This is a genomic window from Sulfurisoma sediminicola (assembly GCF_003865015.1).
Classification (GTDB): domain Bacteria; phylum Pseudomonadota; class Gammaproteobacteria; order Burkholderiales; family Rhodocyclaceae; genus Sulfurisoma; species Sulfurisoma sediminicola.
Genome location: NZ_BHVV01000001.1, coordinates 834,421 through 858,992 on the forward strand (window position 1 = coordinate 834,421; position 24,572 = coordinate 858,992).

Genomic DNA, 24,572 nt, shown 5'->3' on the forward strand with positions numbered 1-24,572 from the left:
ATCAACCACTTGGGAGGACGACCATGAAATTCGCATCCATTACCGCCGCCTTGCTGTTCGCCGTCACCGGTTCCGCCTTCGCCGTTTCGGGCGGCATCGAGGGCATCAAGGCCGAGCCCAATCCCGCCAAGGTCGGACAGCCGGTCAAGATCACCGTCACCGGCGACACTGCCGAGTCGACCCTCTGCGGTCTGCTCACCATCTTCGGCGACGGCAAGGACGAGCGCAGCAACGTCGGCGGCAAGGATGGTCCCTTCCCGAAGACCGCGACCTACACCTACGGCAAGCCCGGCACCTACACCGTCAAGGCCGAGGGCCGCAAGGTCGGCATGTCCTTCGGCTGTCCGGGCACCGCCGAGGCCAAGCTGGTCGTGGAAGCCGCGCCCGCCGCGGCACCCGCCAAGGGCGCCGCGGCCGCCGGTCCCGCCTGCCCCGAGGGCTACGCACTGAAGGGCAAGGCCCGCAAGGCCGGCGACTTCACCTGCACGGCCGGCAAGGGCGCGAAGAAGCCGGAGAAGGTGATGGATTGCGCCGACGGCCTCGAGTACTTCCAGACCAAGACCACGCTGGGCTGCCGCAAGGCCGGCAAGAAGTAACGGCTTCGCGGCTTCTGTATGTTTCAATTTTCAAAAGGTACTGACATGATCCGCACCACACTCTCCATCGCCGTGCTGTCGGTCGTAATGGTTTCGGCCGCCAGCGCCCAGCAATACGTCTATCCGGCCAAGGGCCAGTCGCCGCAACAGCAGCAGAGCGACGAAGCCGCCTGCCATACCTGGGCGGTGCAGCAGACCGGCTTCGATCCCGCCCAGCCGGCCGCCGCACCGGCCGCGCCGCCGCCGGGAACGACGGCGACGGGCACCACGGCGGGTGCCGGCGCGCGCGGGGCAGTTCGCGGTGCGGTGGTCGGCGAGGTCGTTGCTGGCGACGCCCGCAGCGGCGCTGCGGTCGGTGCCGTGGCCGCTCGCGGCCAAAGCCGCCGCCAGAATGCGGCCGCTGCGCAGCAGGCACAGCAGCAGCAACAGGCGACGACGTCGCAAGGGCAGACCGCCTACGCCAACGCCCGCGGCGCCTGCCTCAGCGGCCGCGGCTATACGGTAAAGTGATTGCACTGAAATCTGACATGGAGCACCCATGACGACTCTCTCAAGTAGCCGGAAGCACAAGGACAGCTGCCGCTGGCACGGGCTGACGATCATCGCCGCGCTGGTCGCGGCCCTGTCCGCGACCAGCGCGCCGGCGCAGGCGCCGGCCGCCCCGACGGGCGCGGCAGCCGTTCCTGCAGTGACGCAGCTCGAAACCCTGGTCTCCCGCATCGCGCTGTATCCGGACGACCTCGTCTCCATCATCCTGCCGGCGTCGACGAATCCGCTGCAACTGGTGCAGGCCGACCGCTTCCTCGAAAAGCGCAAGTCCGATCCCAAGGCGCCGATCGACGAAAAGTGGGACGACGCGGTGAAGACCCTGCTCAACTATCCCGAGATCGTCAAGAGCATGAGCACCGATCTCGACTGGACGTCGGATCTGGGCGAGGCTGTCGTCGCCGACCAGGGCGCGGTGCTCGAGGCGGTCCAGTCGTTCCGCCGCAAGACCCATGCGGCCGGCAACCTCAAGAGCGACCAGAAACAGACCGTGGTGGTGGAGAAGGAAATCATCAAGATCGTCCCCGCCGACCCGCAGGTGATCTACGTGCCGCAATACAACCCGAGCACGGTGGTCGTTTACGGCGGCTACTCGTCCTGGGGCTACTACCCCGCGCCCTACCCCTCCTATTACTACCCCTATGCGCCGGGTGCGGCCTTCGCCACCGGCCTGATCTGGGGCGCGGCGATCGGCGCGGCATGGAACGGCGGCCACTACAACACCAACTGGGGTGGCGGTGGCAACAACACCATCAACGTCAATCGCAACACGAACGTCCAGGGCGGCAATCGCACCACCAACGTCGGTGCGGGCGGCGGCGGCCAGTGGAAGTCGAACAAGCAGCCGGGCCAGGTCAGCAGCTCGGTCGGCAAGCAGCCCTCGGGCGGTCGTGCCGGCGACGCGCGGCCGGGAGGCGGTGGTCGTGACGCCGGCGGCGGGGCTCGTCCCTCGACGCAGCCAGCCGGTGGTCGCGACGGCGGCGGCGCCTTCGGCGGCGCCGGCAGCTCGGGCCGCGATGCGCACATGGACAGTTCGCGCGGTGCGTCGAGCCGCGAGTCGATGGGCGGCAGCCGCGGCGGCGGAGCGAGCGCGGGTTCGATGCAAAGCGGTGGCGCCCGAGCCAGCGGCGGTGGAGGCGGCGGTGGCGCCCGTGCCGGCGGTGGTGGTGGAGGAGGTGGTGGCGCCCGCGGCGGTGGCGGTGGTGGCCGCGGTGGTGGCGGCGGCGGCCGTCGCTAGGAGGTGACCATGAATCCCAACCGTGCAAACAACAAAGCGATGACTCCCATGACCTCATTCGGAATCAAGGCCGGGCTGAGCCGGCTGGCACTGGTCTTCTTGCTGGCGTTGCCGCTGGCCGCCACGGCGGCGGACCAGCAGACATTCGCCACCCCTGAAGCCGCGGTCGATGCCCTGCAGGCGGCCCTCAAGGCCAACGACGAAGCGGCGCTGACGGCGATCTTCGGCGACAGGCACAAGGAGATGATAGGCAGCGGCGACGCGGCGCAAAACGCCGCCGAGCGCGCGAAAGCGGCGGAGGCGCTGGCGACATTTCGCGTCCTCGACAGCCGCGGCGAGGATCGTCGCGTGCTGCTGATGGGCGCCAATGCCTGGCCCATGCCGATCCCGCTGGTGAAGACGGGCAATGCCTGGCGCTTCGCCACCGAGCAAGGCGTCGACGAGTTGCTGAACCGGCGCATCGGCGGCAACGAGCGCAGCGCCATCCATGTGCTGCGGGCCTACGTCGATGCCCAGCGCAAGTACGCCACGGCCGATCGCGACGGCGACGGCGTGCTGCAGTACGCGCAGAAGCTCGCCAGCACGCCGGGCAAGCATGACGGCCTCTACTGGCCGGCCGACGCCGCCAAGGGCGAGGAAGAGAGCCCCTTCGGTCCGCTGATCGCCGCCACTGCGGCCTATCTCAAGGGCCACCAGAAGGGCGACCCCTACCGCGGCTACCACTTCCGCATCCTCACGCGCCAGGGCAAGGGCGCGCCGGGCGGGGCCTACAACTACGTCATCAACGGCCGCATGATCGCCGGCTTCGCCATGGTCGCCTACCCGCACGACTACGGCACGGGCGGCGTGATGAGCTTCATCGTCAGCCACAACGGCAAGGTGTACGAGCGCAACCTCGGCCCGAATACCGACAAGCTCGTGGCGAAGATGAAGGCCTTCGATCCGGCCGGCTGGAAGGAAGTCGCGCCCTGAGACAGTGACGATCGTCGCCTGCTGCGCCTCGGCGCAGCAGGCGAGCGCGGAACAGACCATGAATACCCCGAACCCCGGCACGTCTGCGGCGCCCGACACGGCCGAGTATCTGCGCAATCCGCCTGAGTTCTCGCTCGTCGTCGGCGGGCCGTTGTTCCAGATGCTGAGCCGCGCCCACATGTGGGGTGAGGCGCGCGATCTGCAGGCGAAGCGCATGCTCGCTGCGGTCGCACTGACCTGGCTGCCGCTATTTCTGCTCGCGGCGCTGGGCGGCGAACTCTGGGGTGGGGAAGCCGAGGTGCCCTTCCTCAAGGAAGTGGCCATCCATGTACGGTTCCTGGTCGCGGTGCCGCTGCTGATCGCTGCCGAGATCGTGGTGCATCGGCGCATGCGCCTGATCGTCACCCAGTTCCTCGATCGCAAGCTGATTCCGGACGATGCGCTCGAACGCTTCGAGGCCGCGGTCGATGCGGCCCTGCGGCTGCGCAACTCGGTGGCGGCCGAGGTCCTGCTGATCGTCATCGTCTATGTCGTCGGCTACATGATCTCCAGTACCATGGGGGTGGCGGCAGCCGGCTGGCGGTCGACAGGCCAGGGGCTGACCGCGGCCGGATTCTGGTATGTCTTCGTCAGCCTGCCCGTGTTCCAGTTTCTTCTGTTGCGCTGGTACTTCCGCGTGTTCATCTGGATCCGCTTCCTCTGGCAGGTGTCGAGCATCCGGCTCAACCTGGTCCCCACGCATCCGGACCGGCTCGGCGGCCTCGCCTTCCTTACCGGCACGCTCGAAGGCTTCGTGCCGTTGGCTGTCGCGCAAGGCGCGCTGCTCGCCGGCCTGATCGCCGACCGCATTTTCCACCTTGGCGCGACGCTGCTGCAGTTCAAGATCGAGATCGGCGTTGCCGTCGTTTTCGTGATCTGCCTGCTGATCGCCCCGCTGCTGCTCTTCTCACCTCAGCTGGCCGAGGCGAAACGGAAGGGGCGCCGCGAATATGGCACGCTGGCGCAGCGCTACGTCCGCGAATTCGACGAAAAATGGCTGCGCGGCGGGGCGCCGGTCGACGAGCCGCTGATGGGCAGCGGCGACATCCAGTCGCTGGCCGACCTCGGCAACAGCTACGAGGTGGTTCGCACCATGCGCGTGATTCCGGTGACGCGCGACTCCGTCGTCATGCTCGCCGTCGCGACGCTGCTGCCGGTGGCGCCGCTGCTGCTCACCATGATGCCGCTGGAAGAGTTGCTGAAAAAGGCGCTGGCGCTGGTGTTCTAGGTGCCTTGGTGCAACCACCACCACGCGGCCGCCGTCGCGACGACGGCGATCGCGATGTAGCCCCCCCAGGGCGTCTCCTTCTCCGCGTAGGGATCGGACAACGCGCGCTCGCTGCCCTCGGGCAGTTGCGCCAGCTGGGTCAGCGAGGTGCCGAAGGGAATGTTGATGCGGGCACGGGCGTTGATGGCCCAGCCGTTGGCGTCGAGGATGGGTCCGAGGTTGCGCGCACGCAGCTTGAACCAGGCCATGATCACCGCCGGTCCCGAGACGATCAGCATCAACCCGACCAGCGCCAGAGGCATCTGCCACCACTTGAGGGCGACGATGCCGGTGACCATCGAGGCCAGCGCCGTGCCCAGCGCACCGACCGCGAGACCGATGGCGGCGAAGATGCCGGCGAACTTGCCGACGTCGAAAGGCGCGACGGGCGGCTTGGGCGGTGGCGCCGCGGCCTTCTTGCCAACGTCGGCCGCCACCGCCGCCATGTTGCCCTCGACCGCGCCGGCCTTGGCCGCGGCGAGCTTCTGCAGCTGCTCGGCCACCAGGCGCGCGAGCTTTTTGTAGGGCGACCAGAAGGCCTGGCGCAGGCTGATCGGGTGATCGACGATCTTGGTGATGGTGGCGTCCCAGTCGCGGCCCTGGCGGTCGTAGAACACGCCGTTCCTGCCGATCATCAGCTGGTCGGCGTCGCCGGCGGTGAAGGCGGCGGCGATCGATAGCTTTTCGTCGCCACGCCGGCAGTCGCAATAGACCAGGCAGATGCGCGCCAGCGTCGCCAGCGCGGCGTGCTTGGCCGCGTCATTGACGGCGACGCACAGCTCGCAGGAGCGGCCATCGAGGTAGAGGGTGCCGATCTGGAAAGTGGCCTTGCCCTGGCGGGTGTAGAAGTCCTTGAAGGCGACGAAGTTGTTGGCCAGTTGCAGCAGGTCGCGCACGTAGCGCGCCAGCCGCTCGAGTTCGCGCACGCCGTCGCCCTCGGCGGCCGGGTCGGGCTTGGCTTTGATCCAGGCGGCATAGGGAGCGAGCTTGTCCTTGAGCGCCTGCCAGTCGGCCTCGGTCAGCGCTTCGCGGGCGCCGAGCAGCGGCGTCACGGCGGCGTCGCGCAGCGTGGCAATCGCGCCGGCCCAGGCCGGATTCACACCTTGCCCCAGCGGCACCGTGGCGCCAGGGCCGACTTTCGCCAGCGGCAGCGCCGCCACGCCTGCGGCATCGGCGGTCAGCATGGCGCCGGAAAGCGAGGTGAAGGCCTCGTCGGCGGCATTCAGCGCGGGGCCTGCGCGCTCGTCGAAGGCGGCCAGCCGGCAGCGCACGAAATAATCCTCGACCTTGGCGGCGACGACGTTCATGGCATCGAGCGCGGCCTGGGTCGCGTCGCCCAGTGGCCTGGCTTCGGCCCCGGCCGCCTCCCATGCCGCCAGCGCCTTCTCGGCGAAGCGCGTCTGTGCGGCGCTGGCTTCGTCGACGGTGATCAGCCCGCCTTCACCCTTGGCGAGATCGGCGGCGAGCTGCCTGGCGGCGGCAGCGATCGCGGCGCCCGCTTCGTCGTCGTCGCGGATCAGGGCGAGCGGCACGCCCGGCAGATTCTGCGCCAGCACCGCGGCGTCCTTGAGCCGCTCGCCGGCCCACTTCACCGCCGCGATCAGCTCGGGCGCGCGCACCTGGCCGTCGGCATCGCCGTCGATCAACTGCAGCGTGCGGGCGTCGAACTCGATGCCCTTGACCGGGCAGGACAGGGCGACCCAGAGTTTCTGGTCGAGTTCGCCGATCGCCAGCAGTTCGGCGGCACTGTCGAGGCGCACCTGATCGAAGCCGCCGGCGCGGAAGAATTTCCAAGTGTGAGACATAGCTAGACTCCGTCTGCAACGAAGGGATTGCTGCGGCGTTCCTCGCCGAAGGTGGACATCGGGCCGTGGCCGGGGATGAATTCGAAATCGTCGCCGAGCGGCCACAACTTGGTGCGGATGCTGCGGATCAGCGTGTCATAGTCGCCGCGCGGAAAATCGGTGCGGCCGATGGAGCCGGCGAAAAGCACGTCGCCGACGATGGCGAGCTTCGAGGGGCCGTGGAAAAAGCAGATATGTCCGGGCGTGTGGCCCGGCGTGAACAGCACGTCCAGTTTCTGGTTGCCGACCGTCACCGTGTCGCCGTCGTCGAGCCAGCGGTCGGGCGTGAATACCTCGCAGGCGCCGGGGAAGCCGAACATGCGCGCCTGCTGCGGCAGCTGGGCGATCCAGAAATCGTCCTCGCGCTGCGGGCCCTCGATGGGTACGCCGAGGCGCCGCGCCAGCTCGGCGGTGCCGCCGGCATGGTCGATGTGGCCGTGGGTGAGCAGGATCTTCGTTATCTTCACGCCGGCGCGCGCCGCGACGGCGAGGATGTCGTCGATGTCGCCGCCGGGATCGACCGCGGCGGCCTGCTTCGTCTCCTCGCACCAGAGCAGGGTACAGTTCTGGGCGAAAGCGGTGACGGGGATGATGCGGTAGTCCATGGCGGGCGGGCGATTAGCAAAATGGAAGTCTAACCGAGCCGCTCAGGCCTTACCATTCGCTCACCACGCACTTTTTCCACCCATGAAGATCACCCTCGTCCGCCACGGAGAATCCGCAGCCAACGTCGCCGGCATCATCAACGACGATCCGGCGCGTGTCGTCCCCCTCACCGCCGTCGGCCGCGGCCAGGCGCTGGCGCTCGGCGACAAACTGCGCGGCGCGCCCTTCGTCCAGGCCTATGCCTCGCAGTTCGCCCGCGCCCACCAAACCGCCGTGATGATCCTCGGCGACCGCTGCCTCTACCTCGAGATCGAACCCCGCCTCAACGAGCGCAAGTCCGGCATGGATGGTCGGCCGGTCGAAGACTTCAATGCGCTGGTGCGTCCCGACCCCGTGAACATCAAGCCGCCGGCCGGCGAATCCTTCCTCGAGCAGATGGAGCGCCTGCGCGCCTGCCTCGACGACATGGCGGCACAGCATGGCGACGCCGAGGTGCTGGCGATATCGCACGAGAACCCGATACTGGCCGCCTGTGCGCTCGCCGGCATGCCGGCCGAGGACGCGGCGTGCGCGAGCATTCCCAACTGCGGCTGCGTCGTGATCGAATGGGCCGGCGGCGGGCGCATCGTCGAGTTCCCGCGCTAGTGCCCGCATACCTGGAGGGAACGACGATGATCGACGCCAGCCGCTACCTCGAAAGGGAAACCCTCAGGAACGGACTCGAAGTCTGCTTCCGGGCGGCGCGCCCCGACGACTGGGAGCGCGTGGTCGAAGCCTTCAATGAGCTCGATCCGGAATCGGTCTATCTGCGCTTCTTTGCGCCGAAAAAGGATCTGAGCGAAGCGGATCTCAAGAATTTTCGCGAAGCGGACTTCAGGAACCGCGTGATCCTGCTCTGCACCGTCATGCGCGACGGGCGCGAAATCGTGATCGCCTCGGCGACCTATGTCCGCGTCGGCGAGGCCGACGCCGAAGTGGCCTTCGTCGTCGAAGAGGATTACCACCGGCTGGGCATCGCCGGAAGGCTCCTGCGGCATTTGGGACGGATCGCCAGGGCCGGTGGCATCGGGACCTTCGTCGCCGAGGTACTGCCTCACAATAGCGGCATGCTCGGGGTATTCGAGCGGAGTGGCTGGCCGACGGCGGCGAAGAAGGCCGACGGTACGGTGCATGTCACCGTGGCGTTGAACGATGGCTGAATGGAGATTCGACAATGGACAATCCGCACGTCAAGTACCAGCGCCTGATCGACTACTGCAAGTCGTTGCCCGCGACGACGGTCGCCGTGGTGCATCCCTGCGACGAGTCCTCGCTGTCCGGCGCCATGGACGCCGCAAGACTGGGATTGATCGTTCCGATCCTGGTCGGCCCCAGGGAGAAGATCGAGGCCACGGCCAAAAAATTCGGAATCGAACTCGGCGATACCCGGATCGTCGATGCCCCCTACAGCCAGGCGGCGGCGGAACGGGCGGTCGCCTTGGTGCGCGAAGGCAAGGCCGAGGCGCTGATGAAGGGCAGCCTGCATACCGACGAACTCATGGGCGCCGTCGTTCGTCGCGACACCGGCCTGCGCACGGCGCGTCGCGTCAGCCACTGCTTCGTCATGGATGTGCCGAGCTACGCCGAGACACTGATCATCACCGACGCCGCCGTCAATATCGCGCCGACGCTCAAGGACAAGGTCGACATCATCCAGAACGCCATCGATCTCGCGCATGCCCTGAAGTTTCCCGAGGTTCGCGTCGCCCTGCTCTCGGCGATGGAGACCATCAATCCCGATGTGCCGTCGACCGTGGAGGCCGGCGCCCTGTGCAAGATGGCCGATCGCGGCCAGATTACCGGCGCCATCGTCGACGGACCGCTGGCGCTCGACAACGCGATCAGCCTGGAGTCGGTGGCGATCAAGAAGATCGACTCCCCGGTCGCCGGCCGCGCCAATGTCCTCGTCGTTCCCGATCTCGAAGCCGGCAACATGTTGGCCAAGAGCCTGTCCTTCCTTGCCGGTGCCGATGCGGCCGGCATCGTGCTCGGCGCCCGGGTGCCGATCATCCTGACCAGTCGCGCCGACTCGGTGATGACGCGGTTGGCGTCCTGTGCCGTGGCGGTGGCGGTGGCCGCCGCGCGCCGCGGGGCGCAAGCTGTTTCTTAGTGAATTTCTTAGTGGAGATGAAGCATGCAGAGCTTGTTTAGTACCCGACGCGCGACCTGCGCCATCCTGGGGGTCGCCGCGCTGGCGGCACCGCTGTCCGCGTCGGCCCAGTCGGGCAGCGACGAATGGAAGTTCCGGGCATCCATCTACGGCTGGCTGCCCGCGTTCAAAGTCACCTCCAACTTTCCCCCGCCGCTCGGGCTGGTGGGGGGAGGCAACACGCAGGTCGACGGCGGTGACATCCTGGACGCCATCGAGAGCGTGTTCATGGGGTCGTTCGAGGCGCGCAAGGGGCGCTGGGGCGGGTTCGCCGACGTCGTCACCATCGACCTCGGCAAGACCAAGACCGGTGCCAAGAGCTTCACCGTCGGCGGCAACGCGGTCGCCATCCCGGCGAATGCGAGCCTCTCCGCCGATTACAACCTGAGCGGAACCGTCTGGACCCTGGCCGGCGAATACGCGGCCATCGACGAGCCGGCACACAACCTGAATGTCGTCGCCGGCTTGCGCTACCTCGCCCTGGAGCAGAAATTCAATTGGGCGTTCTCGGGCAACATCGGCGCTATCCAGGTTCCCCTGCGTTCGGGGGTCCTGTCGTCCGACGGCAGCGTGACCGACGCCATCATCGGAATTCGCGGCAGGGCCAGGCTCGGCGACGGAGGCTGGTTCCTTCCCTACTACGGAGATGTAGGTGCCGGCGGATCGAACTCCACCTGGCAGGCGATGGTCGGCCTGGGGTATTCCTTCGGCTGGGGCGACATCACCGCGGCCTACCGCGGACTGGGGTACAAGCTGCCCGATTCCAAAATGGTCACCGACCTGCGCTTGTCCGGAGGGCTGGTTGGCGTCTCGTTCCGTTTCTGAGACGGCGCGGGCCGCTTGACGCGGCCCCGTTCGCCGACATTGTCGCGGCGCCGGCTTTTCGGGGAGGCGCCGCTATTCGAACTCGAGCAGCAGATCCTTGGCGTTCACGTTCTCGCCGTGGCGGGCGTGAATGGCCTTGACCGTGCCGTCGCGCTCGGCCGTGAGCATGGTCTCCATTTTCATCGCCTCGATCGACACCAGTGCATCGCCCTTGGCCACCTTCTGCCCGACATGGGCGGCGACGGTGACGATGGTGCCGGGCATCGGCGCGCCGAGGTGTTTCGGATTGCCTTCCTCGGCCTTGGGCTTGGTTTTGACGCCGGCGAGCCCGGCCTTGGCGACGCGGATCACGCGTGACTGGCCGTTGAGCTCGAGGAAGACCTTGACCTGGCCTTCCTCGTCCGGCCCGGCAGTGCCCTGCTGCGAGACGATCAGGCTCTTGCCGCGCTCGAGTTCGACGCTGATTTCCTCGCCGGTCTGCAGGCCGTAGAAGAAGGCCGGGGTCGGCAGCAGAGAGACGTCGCCGGAATGGCTGCGGTGCGCGGCGTAATCCTTGAACACTTTGGGATACATGAGGTAGGAGGCGAGGTCGGCATCATTGATCCTGCGCCCGGTGGCGGTCTCGGCCTCGGCGCGCTTCGCTTCGAGATCGACCGGCGGCAGCGTATCGCCGGCGCGGCCCGATAGCGGCTTTTCGCCTTTCAACACCTTCTTCTGCAACTCGGCGGGGAAGCCGTCGGGCGGGAAGCCCAGTTCGCCCTTCATCAGCGAGATCACCGAATCGGGAAAGTCGATTTCGCGGGCGGGGTCTTTGACGTCGGCGGGCTTGAGCGCGTTGGCGACCATGAACAGCGCCATGTCGCCGACCACCTTCGAGGTCGGCGTGACCTTGACGATGTCGCCGAACAGCAGGTTGACGTCGGCATAGGTCTGCGACACCTCGCCCCAGCGGTGCTCGAGGCCCATGGCGCGGGCCTGCTCGCGCAGGTTGGTGTATTGGCCGCCGGGCATCTCGTGGCGATAGACGTCGGCGGTGCCGGAACGGATGTCGGCCTCGAAGGGCGCGTACTGGCGGCGCACGCCTTCCCAGTAGTGCGACAGGCTCTGCATGGCGTCGAAGTCGAGGCCGGGGTCGCGGTCAGTGCCGGCCAGCGCGGCGGCGATCGAGCCGAGGTTGGGTTGCGAGGTGAGTCCGCTCATCGAGTCGAGCGCGCCATCGACGGCGTCGCAACCGGCCTCGATCGCAGCCAGCACCGAGGCGGCGGCGATACCGCTGGTGTCATGGGTGTGGAAGTGCAGCGGCAGCCCGACTTCCTGCTTGAGGGCGTGCACCAGCGCGCGCGCGGCGCGCGGCTTGCACACGCCGGCCATGTCCTTGATGGCGAGGATGTGGGCGCCGGCCTTCTCCAATTGCTTGGCGAGATCGACGTAGTACTTGAGGTTGTACTTCGGCCGCGATGTGTCGAAGATGTCGCCGGTGTAGCAGATCGCGGCCTCGCACAGCGCGCCGGATTCCACCACGGCGTCCATCGCCACGCGCATGTTGTCCACCCAGTTGAGCGAGTCGAAGACGCGGAAAACGTCGATGCCGTTCGATGCCGCCTGCTGCACGAAGTAGCGCACGACGTTGTCGGAATAGTTGGTGTAGCCGACCGCGTTCGATGCGCGCAGCAGCATCTGGAACAGCACATTGGGCACGGCGGCGCGCAGGCGCGCAAGGCGCTCCCACGGGTCTTCCTTGAGGAAGCGCATGGCCACGTCGAAAGTGGCGCCGCCCCAGCATTCGAGCGAGAACAGCTCGGGCAGCATGCGCGCGTAGTGCGGCGCGATCTCGGTCAGGTCGTGGGTGCGCATGCGCGTGGCGAACAGCGACTGGTGCGCGTCGCGCATGGTGGTGTCGGTGAGCAGCACGCGCTGCTCCTTGCGCATCCACTCGGCGAACTTCGTCGCGCCGAGTTGCTTCAGGCGGTCGCGGGTGCCGGCAGGCGGGTCGAGCGAAAGATCGCACAGGGACGCGGCCGGCTTGATCGGCTTGGCCAGGGGCAGCGCAGGCAGGGCGCGGCCCTTCATTTCGGGGTTGCCGTTGACCGTGACCTCGCCGAGGAACTTGAGCAGGCGGGTGGCGCGGTCGCGGCGATGCTGGAACTTGAACAGCTCGGGCGTCTCGTCGATGAAGCGCGTGGTGCATTCGCCCGAGCGGAACAGCGGATGGGCGATGACGTTCTCGAGGAACAGCAGGTTGGACGCCAGGCCGCGCACGCGGAACTCGCGCAGCGCGCGGTCCATGCGCCGCGCCGCCTCGTCGGGCGTGTGGCCCCAGGACGTGACCTTGACCAGCAGCGAGTCGTAGTAGGGCGTGATCACCGCGCCGGAATAGGCGGTGCCGCCGTCGAGGCGGATGCCGAAGCCGGCCGGGCTGCGATAGACGCCGATGCGGCCGTAGTCGGGGGTGAAGCCGTTCTCCGGGTCCTCGGTGGTGATGCGGCATTGCAGGGCATGACCGTTGAGGCGCACCTCTTCCTGCCGTGGCACGTAGGAATCCTCGTCGCCGATCGTCGCGCCCTCGGAGATGCGGATCTGTGCCTTGACGATGTCGACGCCGGTGACCAGTTCGGTGACGGTGTGCTCGACCTGGATGCGCGGATTGACCTCGATGAAGTAGAACCGGTCGGTGTCGGCGTCCATGAGGAATTCGACGGTGCCGGCATGGGTGTAGTGCGCGGCCTTGGCCAGGCGCAGCGCAGCCTCGCACAGCTCGCTGCGGCGCTGGGCGGTGAGATAGGCTGCAGGCGCACGTTCGACCACTTTCTGGTTGCGCCGCTGCACCGAGCAGTCGCGTTCGAACAGATGCACCCGGTTGCCGTGGGTGTCGCCCATCACCTGCACCTCGACATGGCGGGCACGGCGCACCAGCTTTTCCAGGTAGAGCTCGTCGTTGCCGAAGGCGGCCGCCGCTTCGCGGCGGGCGATCTCCATCGCCGGGCCGAGGTCGGCCTCCGTCTCGATCACGCGCATGCCGCGGCCGCCGCCGCCCCAGCTGGCCTTGAGCATCAGCGGGTAGCCGACGGTGGCGGCGAGCTTCTTCGCCGCCGCGAGGTCATGCGGCAGTGCGCCGGTGGCGGGCACCACCGGAACACCGGCCTTCTCCGCCAGCTCGCGCGCCGAAACCTTGTTGCCGAGCAGGCGCATGACGTCGGCCCCGGGGCCGATGAAGGTGATGCCGGCCGCGGCGCAGGCGTCGGCGAAGTCGGGGTTCTCCGAGAGGAAGCCGTAGCCGGGATGGATGGCATCGACATGCGCCTCGCGGGCGATGCGGATGATGTCGGCGATGTCGAGATAGGCCGCGATCGGCTTCTTGCCGGCGCCGACCAGGTAGGACTCGTCGGCCTTGAAGCGGTGCAGCGCGAAGCGGTCCTCGCTGGAATAGATGGCGACGGTGCGGATGCCCATTTCGCTGGCCGCGCGCAGGACGCGGATGGCGATTTCGCTGCGGTTGGCGACGAGGATGCTGCGGATGGCTTTCATGACGGAAACCCGGGAAAGGACGAATGGAAGGAATCCGCGATTTTAATCCCTGCACCATGCAGGGCTATCCGCGTCAGAACGGTCGGCCGAGGTAGAAATACCAGCTGCTGTTGCCGTCGGCGGCGTGGCCGTAGCCGAGGTAGACCGGGCCGAGAGGCGTATCGGCGGCGATGAAGGCGCTCGCCGAGCGCAACACCCCGTCCGGGTTGCCGGGCACCAGGGGCCGCGGGACCTTGCCGACCTCGTAGGAGAGGCCGGCATAGGCGCCGTCGAGCAGCGTGCCGCGCATTATCCGGTGGTAGTAGATGGCGCGGCCGTAGCGGATGCTCTCGCCGTAGAGCTGGCCGGTGGCGTAGCCTGAGTTCTGCATGAAGCCGCCCCACTGGTACTGGTCGTAGACCGGCAGCGGCTTGGAGCCGTACTTGCCCCCGGCCTTGAGGCCGAGGTTGAAGGTGTGCTCGCCGAAGGAATGGGCGCTGATGGCGTCGACGTCCCACTTGTTGTATTCGTCGTCGGCGCCGAGCTGCTTGTCGGAGGCATAGGCTGTGACCCGGCCGCGCCAGCCCTCGCGCGGGAAGTTGATGTTGTCCATGCGGTCGAGCAGCAGCAGGCCGGTGTAGGCGCCCCGGTCCCGCTTGGTCTTGCCGGTGGCCAGCCACGCAGGGCCGGTGTCGAGGTTCGCTTCTGCTTTGCCACTGGTGATGCCGAGGCGCAGCGTGCCGTACTGGCGGAAATTGACGCCGACGTCGGCGCCACCCCATGCGTTGGCGGTGTCGAAGGTAGCGACGCGCGTGTTGCCCTGGTAGAGGTCGAAGGCACGGCGTTCGAGGCCGATCCGCGGCGCGACGAAGAAGGCGAAGCGGCCGACGTTGAGCGGCTGATAGAACTCGCTGAAGAGGCTGCTGCTGCGGCCGAGCTGGAAATCGGTACGCCACTCGGCGCCGAGGGTGTTGATCCAGGTCTTGCGATAGCTGGCGAGGATGTTGTAGTAGGCGTCGTTGCCGAAGTCGCTCGACAGGCCGAGGCCGAAGCGCAGGTAGTCCGGCCCCCAGGTCTTTTCGACGGCGTCGACGGCCATGATGCGCCTGCCCTGCTCCTCGATGTAGCTGTAGTTCACGTGCTCGAAGTCGCCGGTACCGTAGATGCGGCGCATGTCGGCGTCGAGCACCGCCTGGTCGATCGGCTGGCCGGGCTTGGTCTCCATCACGGCCTGCGCGTTCTTGGGATTGACGCGTGCCAGCTTTTCGAAGCGGATCGCGTCGACCGGACGCAGGTCGGGAGCGACGGTGACGAGCTGCTTCTGGCGCAGCGCGGCGTATTCATCGGCCGGAATGGAAAGCTGCGCCAGGCGCTCGGCCACCTTGCGCGCCGCGGCTTCGCCGCGCGGCACGATGGCGGGCAGGTGGTCGAAATCGCCGGTGGAATATTCGCCCAGTTCCGGCGTGATCAGGATGTCGATGGGCTTGAGCAGGGCGAGCGAGGCCTGGACGTTCTGCTCGGTGAGGATGCTGAGCATCTGCCCGGTGACGCCGAGAATCGAACCGAGCTGCTCGCGCGTCAGCAGCGGCGTGCCGACATTGACGGCGATGATGACGTCGGCGCCCATGGTGCGCGCCGTCTCGACCGGCAGGTTGCTGGTGAGCATGCCGTCGACCAGCATCATGCCGCCGAACTCGGCCGGCGCCACCGCGCCGGGCACCGACATGCTGGCGCGCATCACGTTGGCGATCTCGCCGTCGTCGAAGACCACGGCCTTGCCGGTGACGAGGTCGGTCGCGATGGCGCGGAAGGGGATCGGCAGTTCGTCGAAGCGGTGGTAGCCCTTGGCCTTGCTGAGCCGGCGCAGCACGGTCTCGAGCTGCACGCCGCTGACCACGCCCTTGGGCAGCTTGAAGGAGCCGCCGACGCCGATTTCCGGGCCGAAGTAGGGCTTGTAGTCGTCCACCTTGCGCCGCATGTCGATCTCGTCGCGCGGCGGCTTCTCCTTGAACAGGAGTTCCGTGGTGATCTGCCGCGAGATTTCTTCGAGTTCGGCCACGCTCGACCCCGTGGCGTAGCCGGCGCCGATCAGCGCGCCCATGCTGGTGCCGGCGATGCAATGGACTGGCACGCGGTACTCCTCCAGCACCTTGAGCACGCCGACGTGGGCCGCGCCGCGCGCACCGCCGCCGGAAAGTACCAGGCAGATCTTCGGGCGCTTGCCAGCCGCGGCGGTCGCGGCCGGCTCCGCCGCAGCGGCGGCCGGAATCAGGACGGAAAGTGTCAACGCTGCGCCGAGCAGGCCTTGTCCAAAACGAAGTGCGATGCGCACCTTAACTCCCGGTTCGTGTCTTGTTCATGTCGTCGGCGCCTTCGGCCCGGATGCGTCGCGAAAAGTCCGCTGCCTTGTCCGCGGCGTGGGCGCGCGGGTTTACGTAGGCGCGCCGCTGCAACTCCTCGAACGGCACGTTCCTGTCGAGACGACCCGTATCATAAAGATATTCGGGCACATAGCCGCTGGCGAGAATCTTCCAGCTGAACGCGAGGTGGAGCGGATTGACCAGGCTATGGAACCAGATGTTGGTCGTGCAGTTGGTGGTCAGGGTGTTGTAGAACTCGGGCTCTGCGCGCAGCTTGTTGAGCTTCTCCATATAGGACAGGAACAGGCGGCGGCCGTTTTCGAGCGGGCCCTGCATCCGAAAGACATAGACATCCTCGGGAGGATCGTGGCGGTAGTTGGTGCGCAGGCGGATGACGTCGCGCTCGTCCGCCACGACGTAATAAAGCTCGTACTGGCGGAAGAAGCCCTTGAGGGTCGAATAGCCTTCGCCCTTCTCCGTGCGGGTCTCGATGGAGGCGGCGAGATGCTCGCCACCGGCGAAGGCGAAACTGACGAAGACGTGCGCGATCGCCGGCCCCATCCAGTAGACGGCGACGATGTCCACGCCTTCCAGCTTGCGCAGGTCGAAGCGCTTGTCGTAGTAGGCCGGGGTGTAGTCGGTCTCGCTGCGGTAGTCGAAGTTGCGGATGTTGTGCACCGTGACCTGTTCGCCCTCGATCGTGGCGTAGGGCAACACGGCGACATTGGTCTGCCAGTCGCGGGTGTTGGAGGGCTTGATGGTCTGCCACCAGGCGAGCAGGGCTGCGAACAGCGCGAGATGCGCCAGCAGGGCATTGCGGCGCCAGCGCCGCATGAGCAGCGCGATCAGCGTCACCAGCGAGGCGATGGCGAACGCTCCCGCCAGCCCTTGCCGCAACAGGGGGTTCTGGGGGCCCGTGAAGAAAAGGGCCAATGTGCCCCAGAGCCCGGACGCCACCACCCATAGACCGAGCAGCACGGTCGTGCCGAATATGGCCAGCCGCTTCATGCCCCTGCCTGCTTCAGTTGGCCGCGCATTCCAGCTTGATGTCGGCGTAGTAACCGACCGCCTTGGCACCCGTGTTGTCGGTGTCCGTCATGACGGCGACACCGAGCAGCGGCCCGGGTTCGCCGCCATAGGCGCGGCGGTAATCGTCGGCGAGGTTGCGACGCACCGCCTGCCACTGGCCGAGGTCGCTTTTTCCCGATGTCACCACCAGCATCTTGATCTGGCTGGTGTGGGCCGAGGGGATGACGGTGCCGACGGGGACATGGTCGCTCCAGATGTACATCAGCACGGCGTAGGGCGGCGCCTTGCCCGACAGTCGCTCTGCCCGCTTGAAGCGCTTCTGCTCCGCCGCGGGCAGGTTGGCGCGGTCGCCGTCGAAGCCGACGATAACGCGCAGTGGTGCGTCCTCGCGCCCCTTGTCGCGGTTGTCGGCGCCGGGCACCAGCGCATCGGTCTTCCAGCGCCAGCTGAGGCCGGCGGGTGAGGTGACCGGCGGCGCGAGATTGGCGGTGTAGAGCGAAGCTGCACCCTCTGCGGTGCCCCGCAGCACCGTGCGGCCGTCATCCTGCAGCAGCGTATAGACGGTGTCGCGCTTGAGCGCCGAGAACGGCGCGTGCTTCCACAGGCCCGCTTCCTTTTCGAAGTGCAGAGCGCGCGGCTCGCAAGCCTTCGCGGGAGCGGGGGCATTGCCTTGCGCCAATGCCGGGCCGGCGGCCAGTGCGGCGACCACGAGCAATACCCTGTACGGAACGGTCATGTGTATTCCTGAAAACTGGGGGATGAAAGGTTGTCAAACACGTCGGCCCTGCATGGCGCGAAGTGCCAAGTGCCTGCCCTTCGGCAATCACTGGACGCGCCACGCTTGCGACTATACTAGCCAGCGCTTCTTTCGCAGCCAACGATTCCCTCGATATTAAGGAGAAAGACCCCCATGCGTAATTCGATGATGACCGGCCTCTTCGTGCTGTCCTGTGCCGCCATGCCGGCGTTCGCCCAGCAGGCTCCTGTTGCAACCGGTGCAATGGCCAGCCAACCCGGCAAGGTCATGGCGGCCGAGACGGTCAAGGCTTCCGCCTTGGTTACCGCGATCGACAAGGCCGCACGCAAGTTGACGCTCAAGGAGGCCAGCGGGAAGGTGTTCGATCTGACCGCCGGCGAGGAGGTCAAGAACTTCGCCCAGATCAAGGTTGGAGACGAGGTGGTCGTCGAGTACGTCCAGGCGCTCAGCCTGGAACTCAAGAAGGGCGGTGGCACCGTCCGCGAACGTCGTGACAGTACTGGTGCCGTGGCGGCCAAGCCGGGCGAGAAGCCCGCTGCCGCCGTCGGCCGCAGCGTGACGGGCGTTGCCAATGTCATCGACGTCAACGAGGCGAAGAAGACCATCACCTTGAAGGGAGCGAAGGGCAACGTCGTCGAACTCGCCGTCAAGAACCCTGATCACTTCAAGGTGGTGAAGAAGGGTGACCAGGTCGAATTCGAATACGTCGAGGCATTGGCCATCTCCGTGCAGCCGGCGCCGAAGAAGGACGCCAAGAAGTAACATCGCGAAGGGGACCTTCGGCCCCGGGCAACATCGCCGAACGCCTGCCCTTGTGGCAGGCGTTTTCCTTTGGAGGAGCGATGACGTCGCGTTGCGCGAGCGGCTCAGCAGCACATGCTGAAGCTTCTCGAACGAGCTGAGAAGTGGCGCGCCTGACACGATTCGAACGTGCGACCCCTGCCTTCGGAGGGCAGTACTCTATCCAACTGAGCTACAGGCGCGCTGCTGGGGGTGCAACGGCCGCAATTGTACAGGCCTGCCGTCCGGCCCGGGAGATCGGCTATAATTCACCGTTTCAATTCAATGCCTTCCGTTTGAGGTGCCCGCATGTCGAAGAATTCCCATACGCTCGTCCTGGCGAGCGCTCTCATCCTCGCTGCCCCGATCGCACTGGCGATGGGCAGCCGCCCCAAGGTCGACGAAGAGGCCGCCAACAGCCGCATCCAGCCGGTTGCCAAGGTCGAACTCGCCGCCGCCGCGCCCAAGGCCGCCGCCGGCAGCCGCACCGGCGAGGAACTCTACAAGGGTGTCTGCGGTGCCTGCCATGAGACCGGTGCCGCCGGTGCGCCGAAGGCGGGTGACAAGGCCGCCTGGGCGCCGCGCATCGGTCTCGGCCTCGACGGCCTGACCAAGTCCGCGATCAAGGGCAAGAACGCGATGCCGCCCAAGGGAGGCTCCGATGCGACCGACGAGGAGCTCGCGCGCGCGATCGCCTTCATGGCCAACAAGTCGGGTGCGAACTTCAGCGCGAAATAGGCGACACTGCCCGCAGGACCATGGGCACGGAGGGCAGGCTGCGGCCTGCCCTTTTTGTTTTGGTCATGCATAATTGAACCGGGCGGAATCCGGAATGATTCGGTGATGGGGGCGCCGCCCGGAATGGCGTCGAGGGCAATCGACCAGGGTGGGTCAATTGTCCCTTGTGCGGATCGGCCTTTGCCCAATCAACCCTATAGAATTCCCTAAGATCAAACGACAACGAACCAAGGGAAGCCAATGAGTTCTTCAGGCACTGCTCCCCCATCGACACCGGATGCCGCCGAATCCGTGCTGCATGTGCATGAGTACGAGGCCCATCACGATCCGCTGCTCGATTGTCTGGTCGAGCTGACGCGCATCCATGGCCGGCCAAGCTCCCGCGCTGCGCTATCGGCCGGGCTGCCGCTCTCAAAGGGTCCGCTGTCGCCTTCGCTCTTTCGCCGCGCCGCGGCTCGCGCCGGTCTGTACAGCAAGATCCAGCGGCGTGCGCTCGAAGAGATCGATACGGCGCTGCTGCCGGTGGTTCTGCTGTTGCGCGGCGATGCCGCCTGCGTCCTGATGGGGTGGGATAGCGAGAGCGGGGTCGCTCGCGTGCTGTTCCCGGAAACCGGACAGGGAACGGTCACGCTGAGCCGCGAGGAACTGAAGGCACGGTATACCGGAGTGGCGATATTCGCCCGGCCTCACTTCCGCTTCGACCAACGCACGCCCCAGCTTGGCAATGTGAAGCAGCGCCACTGGTTCTGGGGGGTTTTTCTTGAGCAGTTCCTGGTTTATCGCGACATCCTGGCGGCGGCGCTGCTGATCAATCTGTTCGCGCTGGCCGTGCCGCTGTTTACCATGAACGTGTACGACCGCGTCGTGCCGAATTTCGCCCAGGAAACGCTCTGGATGCTGGCAGGCGGTCTGCTGCTGGTCCTGGGTATCGATTACGTGTTGCGCCTATTGCGGGGGCACTTCATCGATCTGGCGAGTGCCCGCATCGACGTCAAGCTTTCCGCGCTGATCCTGGAGCGGGTGCTGGGCATGCGACTGTCGGACCGGCCGGCCTCGGTCGGGTCGTTCGCATCCACGCTGCGTTCCTTCGAATCGGTCAGGGATTTCATCGCATCGGCCACCGTCACGGCGCTGATTGATCTGCCATTTGCGGTGCTGTTCTTCCTCCTGATCTTCTGGATCTCCTGGCCGCTGGTGTTCCTGCCGCTGCTCGGGGTCGTCGCCGTCGTCATCTACAGCTACGTCATCCAGCACAAGATGCACGAACTGTCCGAGACGACCTATCGTGCCACCGCGCTGCGCAATGCCACGCTGATCGAGAGCCTGACCGCGCTGGAAACCATCAAGGCCCACGGCGCCGAAAGCCTGATGCAGGAAAAATGGGAAAAGACTGCCGCATTCCTCGCCCGCGTCAATGCGCAGCTGCGGCTGCTGTCCTCGTCGGCCATCAATGGTGTCGCGACGATCCAGCAATCCGTCAATCTGGTGATGGTCGTCGCCGGCGTCTACCTGATTCACGAGCACATGCTGACCATGGGCGGTCTTATCGCCTCCACCATGTTGGCGGGACGCGCGCTCGGGCCGCTGGGCCAGATCGCCGGCCTGCTGATGCAGTACCAGAACGCGCGCATGGCGCTCGAATCGCTCGAGGGCATCATGAAGAAGCCGACTGAGCGCAGCAATGAGGCCTCCTTCGTGCATCGGTCGGAGATTCGCGGCGAAATCGAATTCAAGGACGTACGCTTCAGCTATCCCAACGCATCGCAGGAGGCGCTGAAGGGACTGTCGTTCCGGCTGAGCCCCGGCGAGCATGTCGTGGTGCTCGGGCGCGTCGGCTCGGGCAAGACCACCCTGCAGAAGCTCGTTCTCGGTCTGTACGTCCCGAGCGAGGGCGCCGTCAGCATCGACGGCGTCGACGTGCGCCAGCTCGACCCGGCCGAGTTGCGCCGCAGCATCGGCTATGTGGCGCAGGACGCACTGCTGTTCTACGGTTCGTTGCGCGACAACATCTCGATCGCGGCGCCCTATGCGGACGACAGCGCGGTCGTCGCCGCGGCCGAGGTGGCCGGCCTGACGGATTTCGTCAATCGACACCCCCAGGGCTTCGACATGCTGATCGGCGAACGGGGGGAATCTTTGTCGGGCGGGCAGCGCCAGGGCGTGGCGATCGCCCGCGCGGTGCTGCTCGACCCGCCGATACTGCTCCTCGACGAGCCGACCAGTTCCATGGACTTCACGTCCGAGGCACAGTTCAAGGACCGCTTGCGCACCTTCGCCGAACTCAAGACGATGGTGATCGTCACCCACCGCATGAGTCTGCTCGATGTGGCGCACCGGATCATCGTGGTCGACGATGGCCAGATCGTCGCCGACGGTCCCAAGGAAAAGATCATTGAAGCGCTGCAGTCGGGCAAGGTGGGACGGGCGGAATGATGAAGATCGACATCGCGCGCATTCAGAATGTCCTCCAGCGCCTGCATGCCAGACTGGAGAGCATACGCAAGCGTATCCAGCCCCACATGGAGCTCTGGCTGGGGAAACTGCAGACGGACCCGACGCCGCCCGAGAAGGACTTCGTTGCCGATGCCGACTATTTCATGATCCAGCAGGAGCCGCTGCGTGCGCGGATTCTGGTCAAGACCATCTCCGTCGTCCTTGCCCTGTCGATCATGTATGCGGCGGTCGCGCATGTCGATGAGATCACCAAGGGCGAAGGCAAGGTGATCCCGTCGCGCCAGCTGCAGGTGCTGCAGAGCGTCGATGGCGGCATCGTGTCGGAAATTCTGGTGCGCGAAGGCCAGATCGTGGACGCGGGACAGATGCTGGTCCGGGTGGACCCGACGCGCTTTGAGTCGTCCGTCAACGAGAGCAATTCCCAGATATTTTCGCTGCAGGCCAAGGCGGCCCGCCTGCGCGCGCTGACCGAAGGCAAGCCGTTCGAGCCTCCGCCCGAGGCCGAAAAGAACGATCCGAAAACCGTGGCCGAGGAACGGCGCCTCTTCGAGAGCCGCGTCTCGGAGCTGAACGCCCAGCTTTCCATCGCGCGCCAGCAGCTTTCGCAGCGCCAGCAGGAACTGGTCGAAATGCGCGCGAAACGGGATCAGGCATCGCAGGCCTATGAATTGTCCTCGCGCGAACTGGTGGTCACCAAGCCGCTCATTTCAGCGGGCGCCGTTTCGGAAGTGGAACTGTTGCGCCTCGAGCGCGACGTCGGCCGCTTCCGTGGCGAACGCGACATGGCAGCCGCGCAGATCCAGCGCTCCCAGGCGGCGATCAGCGAAGCCAGCCGCAAGATCGAGGAAGTGGAACTGGCCTTCCGCAACGAGTCCGGCAAGGAACTGGCCGAGACCATCGCCAAGCTCAACGCGATGGGCCAGAGTGGCGTGGGCCTCGCCGACAAGGTCAAGCACGCCGCGATTCGATCGCCGGTCAGGGGCACCGTCAAGCGGCTTCTGGTGAATACGGTTGGCGGCGTCGTCCAGCCCGGCAAGGATATCGTGGAAGTCGTGCCCTTGGAGGACGCGCTGCTGCTGGAAGCCAAGGTGCACCCCAAGGACATCGCCTTCCTGCATCCTGGACAAAAGGCCATCGTTCGTTTCACCGCCTACGACTTCGCGATCTACGGTGGCATGGATGCCGTGCTGGAACATATCGGCGCCGACACGGTTACCGACGACAAAGGCAATACCTACTACATCGTGCGTGTTCGGACCACGAAGGCCAGCTTCGCGGACAACCTGCCGATCATTCCCGGCATGGTGGCCGAGGTGGATATCATCACCGGACAGAAGAGCATTCTCTCCTACCTGCTGAAGCCGGTCTTGCGCGCCAAGTTGCTGGCATTCACCGAACGTTAGCGACGAGATGGCTAAGGGCCGGCCGCACGTCTTCCTGTCAGCCCGGGGCGATCTCCTGCCGCGCTGGCTCGAAGCCTTCCCGGCAGCCATCGGAGCGCGAATCGGTGACAGGGTGGAAGCGGACGTGGTGCCAAGCGCCGCTTGGGTGCGCCTTGCCGACGAACCGGTGGCAGCCACCCTGGAAAAGGCTCGCCGACAGGTCGGCGCCGCGGTTCCGTGCATCGTTCTGGCCGACCACCCCAACGACGAAGAAGCGCTCGTGGCATTTGCCGCTGCTGCTCGCGGCTATTGCAATACCCACGCCGCCCCCGAGCTGCTTTCCCGCATCGCCGACGTCGTCGCCCAGGGCGGGCTGTGGATCGGCGAATCGCTGATGCAGCGGCTGCTTCGCGCCACATCGCACCTGCCGTCGCCGCCCCTTTCGCCGGCGAATCCGCCGTGGGAAAGCGGACTCACGGCGAGGGAACGCCAGGTTGCCCTGGCCGTGGCCGCAGGAGCGGCCAACAAGGAAATCGCCCGTCAGTTCGATATCACCGAGCGCACCGTCAAGGCACACGTCAGCGCCCTGCTGGGGAAACTCGGGGTACGCGACCGGTTGCAGCTGGCTCTCGTCGTCAACGGCCAGCGCTCGCGCTGAGTCCGCGTTCGCCTCACATAGGCGCGGTGCCGGCAGGTGCCGCCTTGTACTTCGGTACAGTTCTCCGCTGTCCGCGACCGGCCTATAGTGCCACGGTCCCCGCATTCCACCCGGAGTACCACCATGGCCAATACAGGCAGCGTCATCGGCACCGTTTCCTTGATCGAAGGTCAGGCATTCGCACACGGCGCGGATGGGAAGCTGCGGGCTCTGAAGGTCGGCGATCAGATCCTCGAAGGCGAGGTGATCGTCACCGGCGAAAACAGCCGCGTCGAACTGTCCTTCGACAACGGCCACAAGTTCCTTATGCGGGACAAGGAAACCGTCACGCTGGACACTGCCGTGATCGGCAGCGAGTTGCCCGATGCCAAGGACGCGGCTCTCCTCGACAAGGTATCGGAAACCGTCGACATCACCCGTGCCATCGCCGAAGGCAGCAGCCTCGATCAGTTGCTCGAGGAAACGTCCACGGTCCTGAGTGAGGGTGGTGGTGGAGACGTCGGGCACGGCTTCATTCAATTGATGCGCGTCGGCGAGAGTCTTGCGCCGCCCCATTTTGAGTATGGCTTTGGCGACGGGGCTGATCTGGGGCGGGTGCGGGCGAGCAATGAGGACATGGGACGGTCGGGGCTTCCAGGTGTCGCCATCGACACCCAGGCGCCGGTACCGACCATCACCCTGGCGGCCAACGTCACGGCCGACGACGTCGTCAATGCCGCCGAAGCCGGCGGCCTCGTCACCATCACCGGCACGGTGGGCGGCGACGCCCAGGTCGGCGACACCGTGACGT

At 66.4% G+C, this 24,572-nt stretch carries 21 protein-coding genes and 1 tRNA gene; 15 read left to right on the plus strand and 7 right to left on the minus strand.

Translation table 11 applies throughout. The features are described 5' to 3' along the window. Positions 1-23: 23 nt before the first annotated feature. The 5 genes from EJE94_RS03940 to EJE94_RS03960 are packed head-to-tail and all read left to right on the plus strand — an operon-like array spanning position 24 to position 4,618. Positions 24-596, plus strand: a complete 573-nt coding sequence (locus EJE94_RS03940) for a PKD domain-containing protein (RefSeq protein WP_121240166.1) — start codon at positions 24-26, stop codon at positions 594-596. Between the two features lie 45 nt (positions 597-641). After that, positions 642-1,106 (plus strand): hypothetical protein, encoded by a 465-nt coding sequence (locus EJE94_RS03945; RefSeq protein WP_121240167.1) that lies wholly within the window; start codon positions 642-644, stop codon positions 1,104-1,106. Positions 1,107-1,134: 28 nt separating this feature from the next. Then, positions 1,135-2,379: a DUF3300 domain-containing protein gene (locus tag EJE94_RS03950; protein WP_121240168.1), complete on the plus strand. Its 1,245-nt coding sequence runs from the start codon at positions 1,135-1,137 to the stop codon at positions 2,377-2,379. Positions 2,380-2,388: 9 nt separating this feature from the next. Continuing rightward, positions 2,389-3,351, plus strand: a complete 963-nt coding sequence (locus tag EJE94_RS03955) for a DUF2950 domain-containing protein (RefSeq protein ID WP_121240169.1) — start codon at positions 2,389-2,391, stop codon at positions 3,349-3,351. Positions 3,352-3,409: 58 nt separating this feature from the next. Next, positions 3,410-4,618 carry a hypothetical protein gene (locus tag EJE94_RS03960; protein WP_121240614.1) on the plus strand — a complete coding sequence of 403 codons (1,209 nt, stop codon included), beginning with the start codon at positions 3,410-3,412 and terminating at the stop codon, positions 4,616-4,618. Here the strand turns inward: EJE94_RS03960 and EJE94_RS03965 are convergent. Then, complete coding sequence (locus EJE94_RS03965) at positions 4,615-6,462, minus strand: hypothetical protein (RefSeq protein ID WP_121240170.1); 1,848 nt, start codon at positions 6,460-6,462, stop codon at positions 4,615-4,617. The genes EJE94_RS03960 and EJE94_RS03965 overlap by 4 nt on opposite strands. 2 nt (positions 6,463-6,464) lie before the next feature. Next, positions 6,465-7,106, minus strand: a complete 642-nt coding sequence (locus tag EJE94_RS03970) for an MBL fold metallo-hydrolase (protein WP_121240171.1) — start codon at positions 7,104-7,106, stop codon at positions 6,465-6,467. A gap of 82 nt (positions 7,107-7,188) precedes the next feature. Here EJE94_RS03970 and EJE94_RS03975 point away from each other — a divergent pair, with 82 nt between their 5' ends. The 4 genes from EJE94_RS03975 to EJE94_RS03990 are packed head-to-tail and all read left to right on the plus strand — an operon-like array spanning position 7,189 to position 10,120. Next, positions 7,189-7,752 (plus strand): histidine phosphatase family protein, encoded by a 564-nt coding sequence (locus EJE94_RS03975; protein ID WP_165904751.1) that lies wholly within the window; start codon positions 7,189-7,191, stop codon positions 7,750-7,752. A 26-nt stretch (positions 7,753-7,778) separates the two neighbouring features. Beyond that, positions 7,779-8,306, plus strand: coding sequence for a GNAT family N-acetyltransferase (locus EJE94_RS03980; RefSeq protein WP_165904752.1), 528 nt, complete (start codon positions 7,779-7,781; stop codon positions 8,304-8,306). Between the two features lie 14 nt (positions 8,307-8,320). Next, positions 8,321-9,256 (plus strand): phosphate acetyltransferase, encoded by a 936-nt coding sequence (locus EJE94_RS03985; protein WP_121240174.1) that lies wholly within the window; start codon positions 8,321-8,323, stop codon positions 9,254-9,256. A 24-nt stretch (positions 9,257-9,280) separates the two neighbouring features. Further along, positions 9,281-10,120, plus strand: coding sequence for a hypothetical protein (locus EJE94_RS03990; RefSeq protein WP_121240175.1), 840 nt, complete (start codon positions 9,281-9,283; stop codon positions 10,118-10,120). 72 nt (positions 10,121-10,192) lie between these two features. On the opposite strand, the gene EJE94_RS03995 is transcribed toward EJE94_RS03990, so the two are convergent. From EJE94_RS03995 to EJE94_RS04010, 4 genes are all read right to left on the minus strand, one after another. Continuing rightward, positions 10,193-13,645, minus strand: coding sequence for a pyruvate carboxylase (locus tag EJE94_RS03995; protein WP_121240176.1), 3,453 nt, complete (start codon positions 13,643-13,645; stop codon positions 10,193-10,195). A gap of 73 nt (positions 13,646-13,718) precedes the next feature. Then, positions 13,719-15,911 (minus strand): patatin-like phospholipase family protein, encoded by a 2,193-nt coding sequence (locus tag EJE94_RS04000; protein ID WP_207855681.1) that lies wholly within the window; start codon positions 15,909-15,911, stop codon positions 13,719-13,721. A 46-nt stretch (positions 15,912-15,957) separates the two neighbouring features. After that, positions 15,958-16,992, minus strand: a complete 1,035-nt coding sequence (locus tag EJE94_RS04005; RefSeq protein WP_121240178.1) for an Lnb N-terminal periplasmic domain-containing protein — start codon at positions 16,990-16,992, stop codon at positions 15,958-15,960. Positions 16,993-17,005: 13 nt separating this feature from the next. Next, positions 17,006-17,749: a DUF3047 domain-containing protein gene (locus tag EJE94_RS04010; protein ID WP_121240179.1), complete on the minus strand. Its 744-nt coding sequence runs from the start codon at positions 17,747-17,749 to the stop codon at positions 17,006-17,008. Positions 17,750-17,923: 174 nt separating this feature from the next. Here EJE94_RS04010 and EJE94_RS04015 point away from each other — a divergent pair, with 174 nt between their 5' ends. Continuing rightward, entirely contained in the window at positions 17,924-18,532 is a 609-nt protein-coding gene (locus EJE94_RS04015) for a hypothetical protein (RefSeq protein ID WP_124962389.1), read from the plus strand. A gap of 144 nt (positions 18,533-18,676) precedes the next feature. Here EJE94_RS04015 and EJE94_RS04020 read toward each other — a convergent pair. Continuing rightward, positions 18,677-18,753: transfer RNA gene (locus EJE94_RS04020), tRNA-Arg, on the minus strand. A gap of 106 nt (positions 18,754-18,859) precedes the next feature. Between EJE94_RS04020 and EJE94_RS04025 the strand changes: the two genes are divergently transcribed. The 5 genes from EJE94_RS04025 to EJE94_RS04045 form a co-directional block, all read left to right on the plus strand. Next, positions 18,860-19,288 carry a c-type cytochrome gene (locus EJE94_RS04025; protein WP_121240181.1) on the plus strand — a complete coding sequence of 143 codons (429 nt, stop codon included), beginning with the start codon at positions 18,860-18,862 and terminating at the stop codon, positions 19,286-19,288. 240 nt (positions 19,289-19,528) lie between these two features. Further along, the gene (locus EJE94_RS04030) at positions 19,529-21,721 is read left to right on the plus strand and encodes a type I secretion system permease/ATPase (protein ID WP_121240182.1); all 2,193 of its coding nucleotides are present in this window, start codon (positions 19,529-19,531) and stop codon (positions 21,719-21,721) included. Further along, positions 21,718-23,145, plus strand: a complete 1,428-nt coding sequence (locus EJE94_RS04035; protein WP_207855682.1) for an HlyD family type I secretion periplasmic adaptor subunit — start codon at positions 21,718-21,720, stop codon at positions 23,143-23,145. The genes EJE94_RS04030 and EJE94_RS04035 overlap by 4 nt, the downstream gene beginning before the upstream one ends. Before the next feature lie 7 nt (positions 23,146-23,152). Then, a complete protein-coding gene (locus tag EJE94_RS04040; protein ID WP_121240183.1) occupies positions 23,153-23,782 on the plus strand; it encodes a response regulator transcription factor in 630 nt (209 codons plus the stop codon). Positions 23,783-23,905: 123 nt separating this feature from the next. Continuing rightward, positions 23,906-24,572 (plus strand): retention module-containing protein (locus EJE94_RS04045; RefSeq protein ID WP_124962390.1); only part of this gene is annotated, 667 nt, incomplete at its 3' end.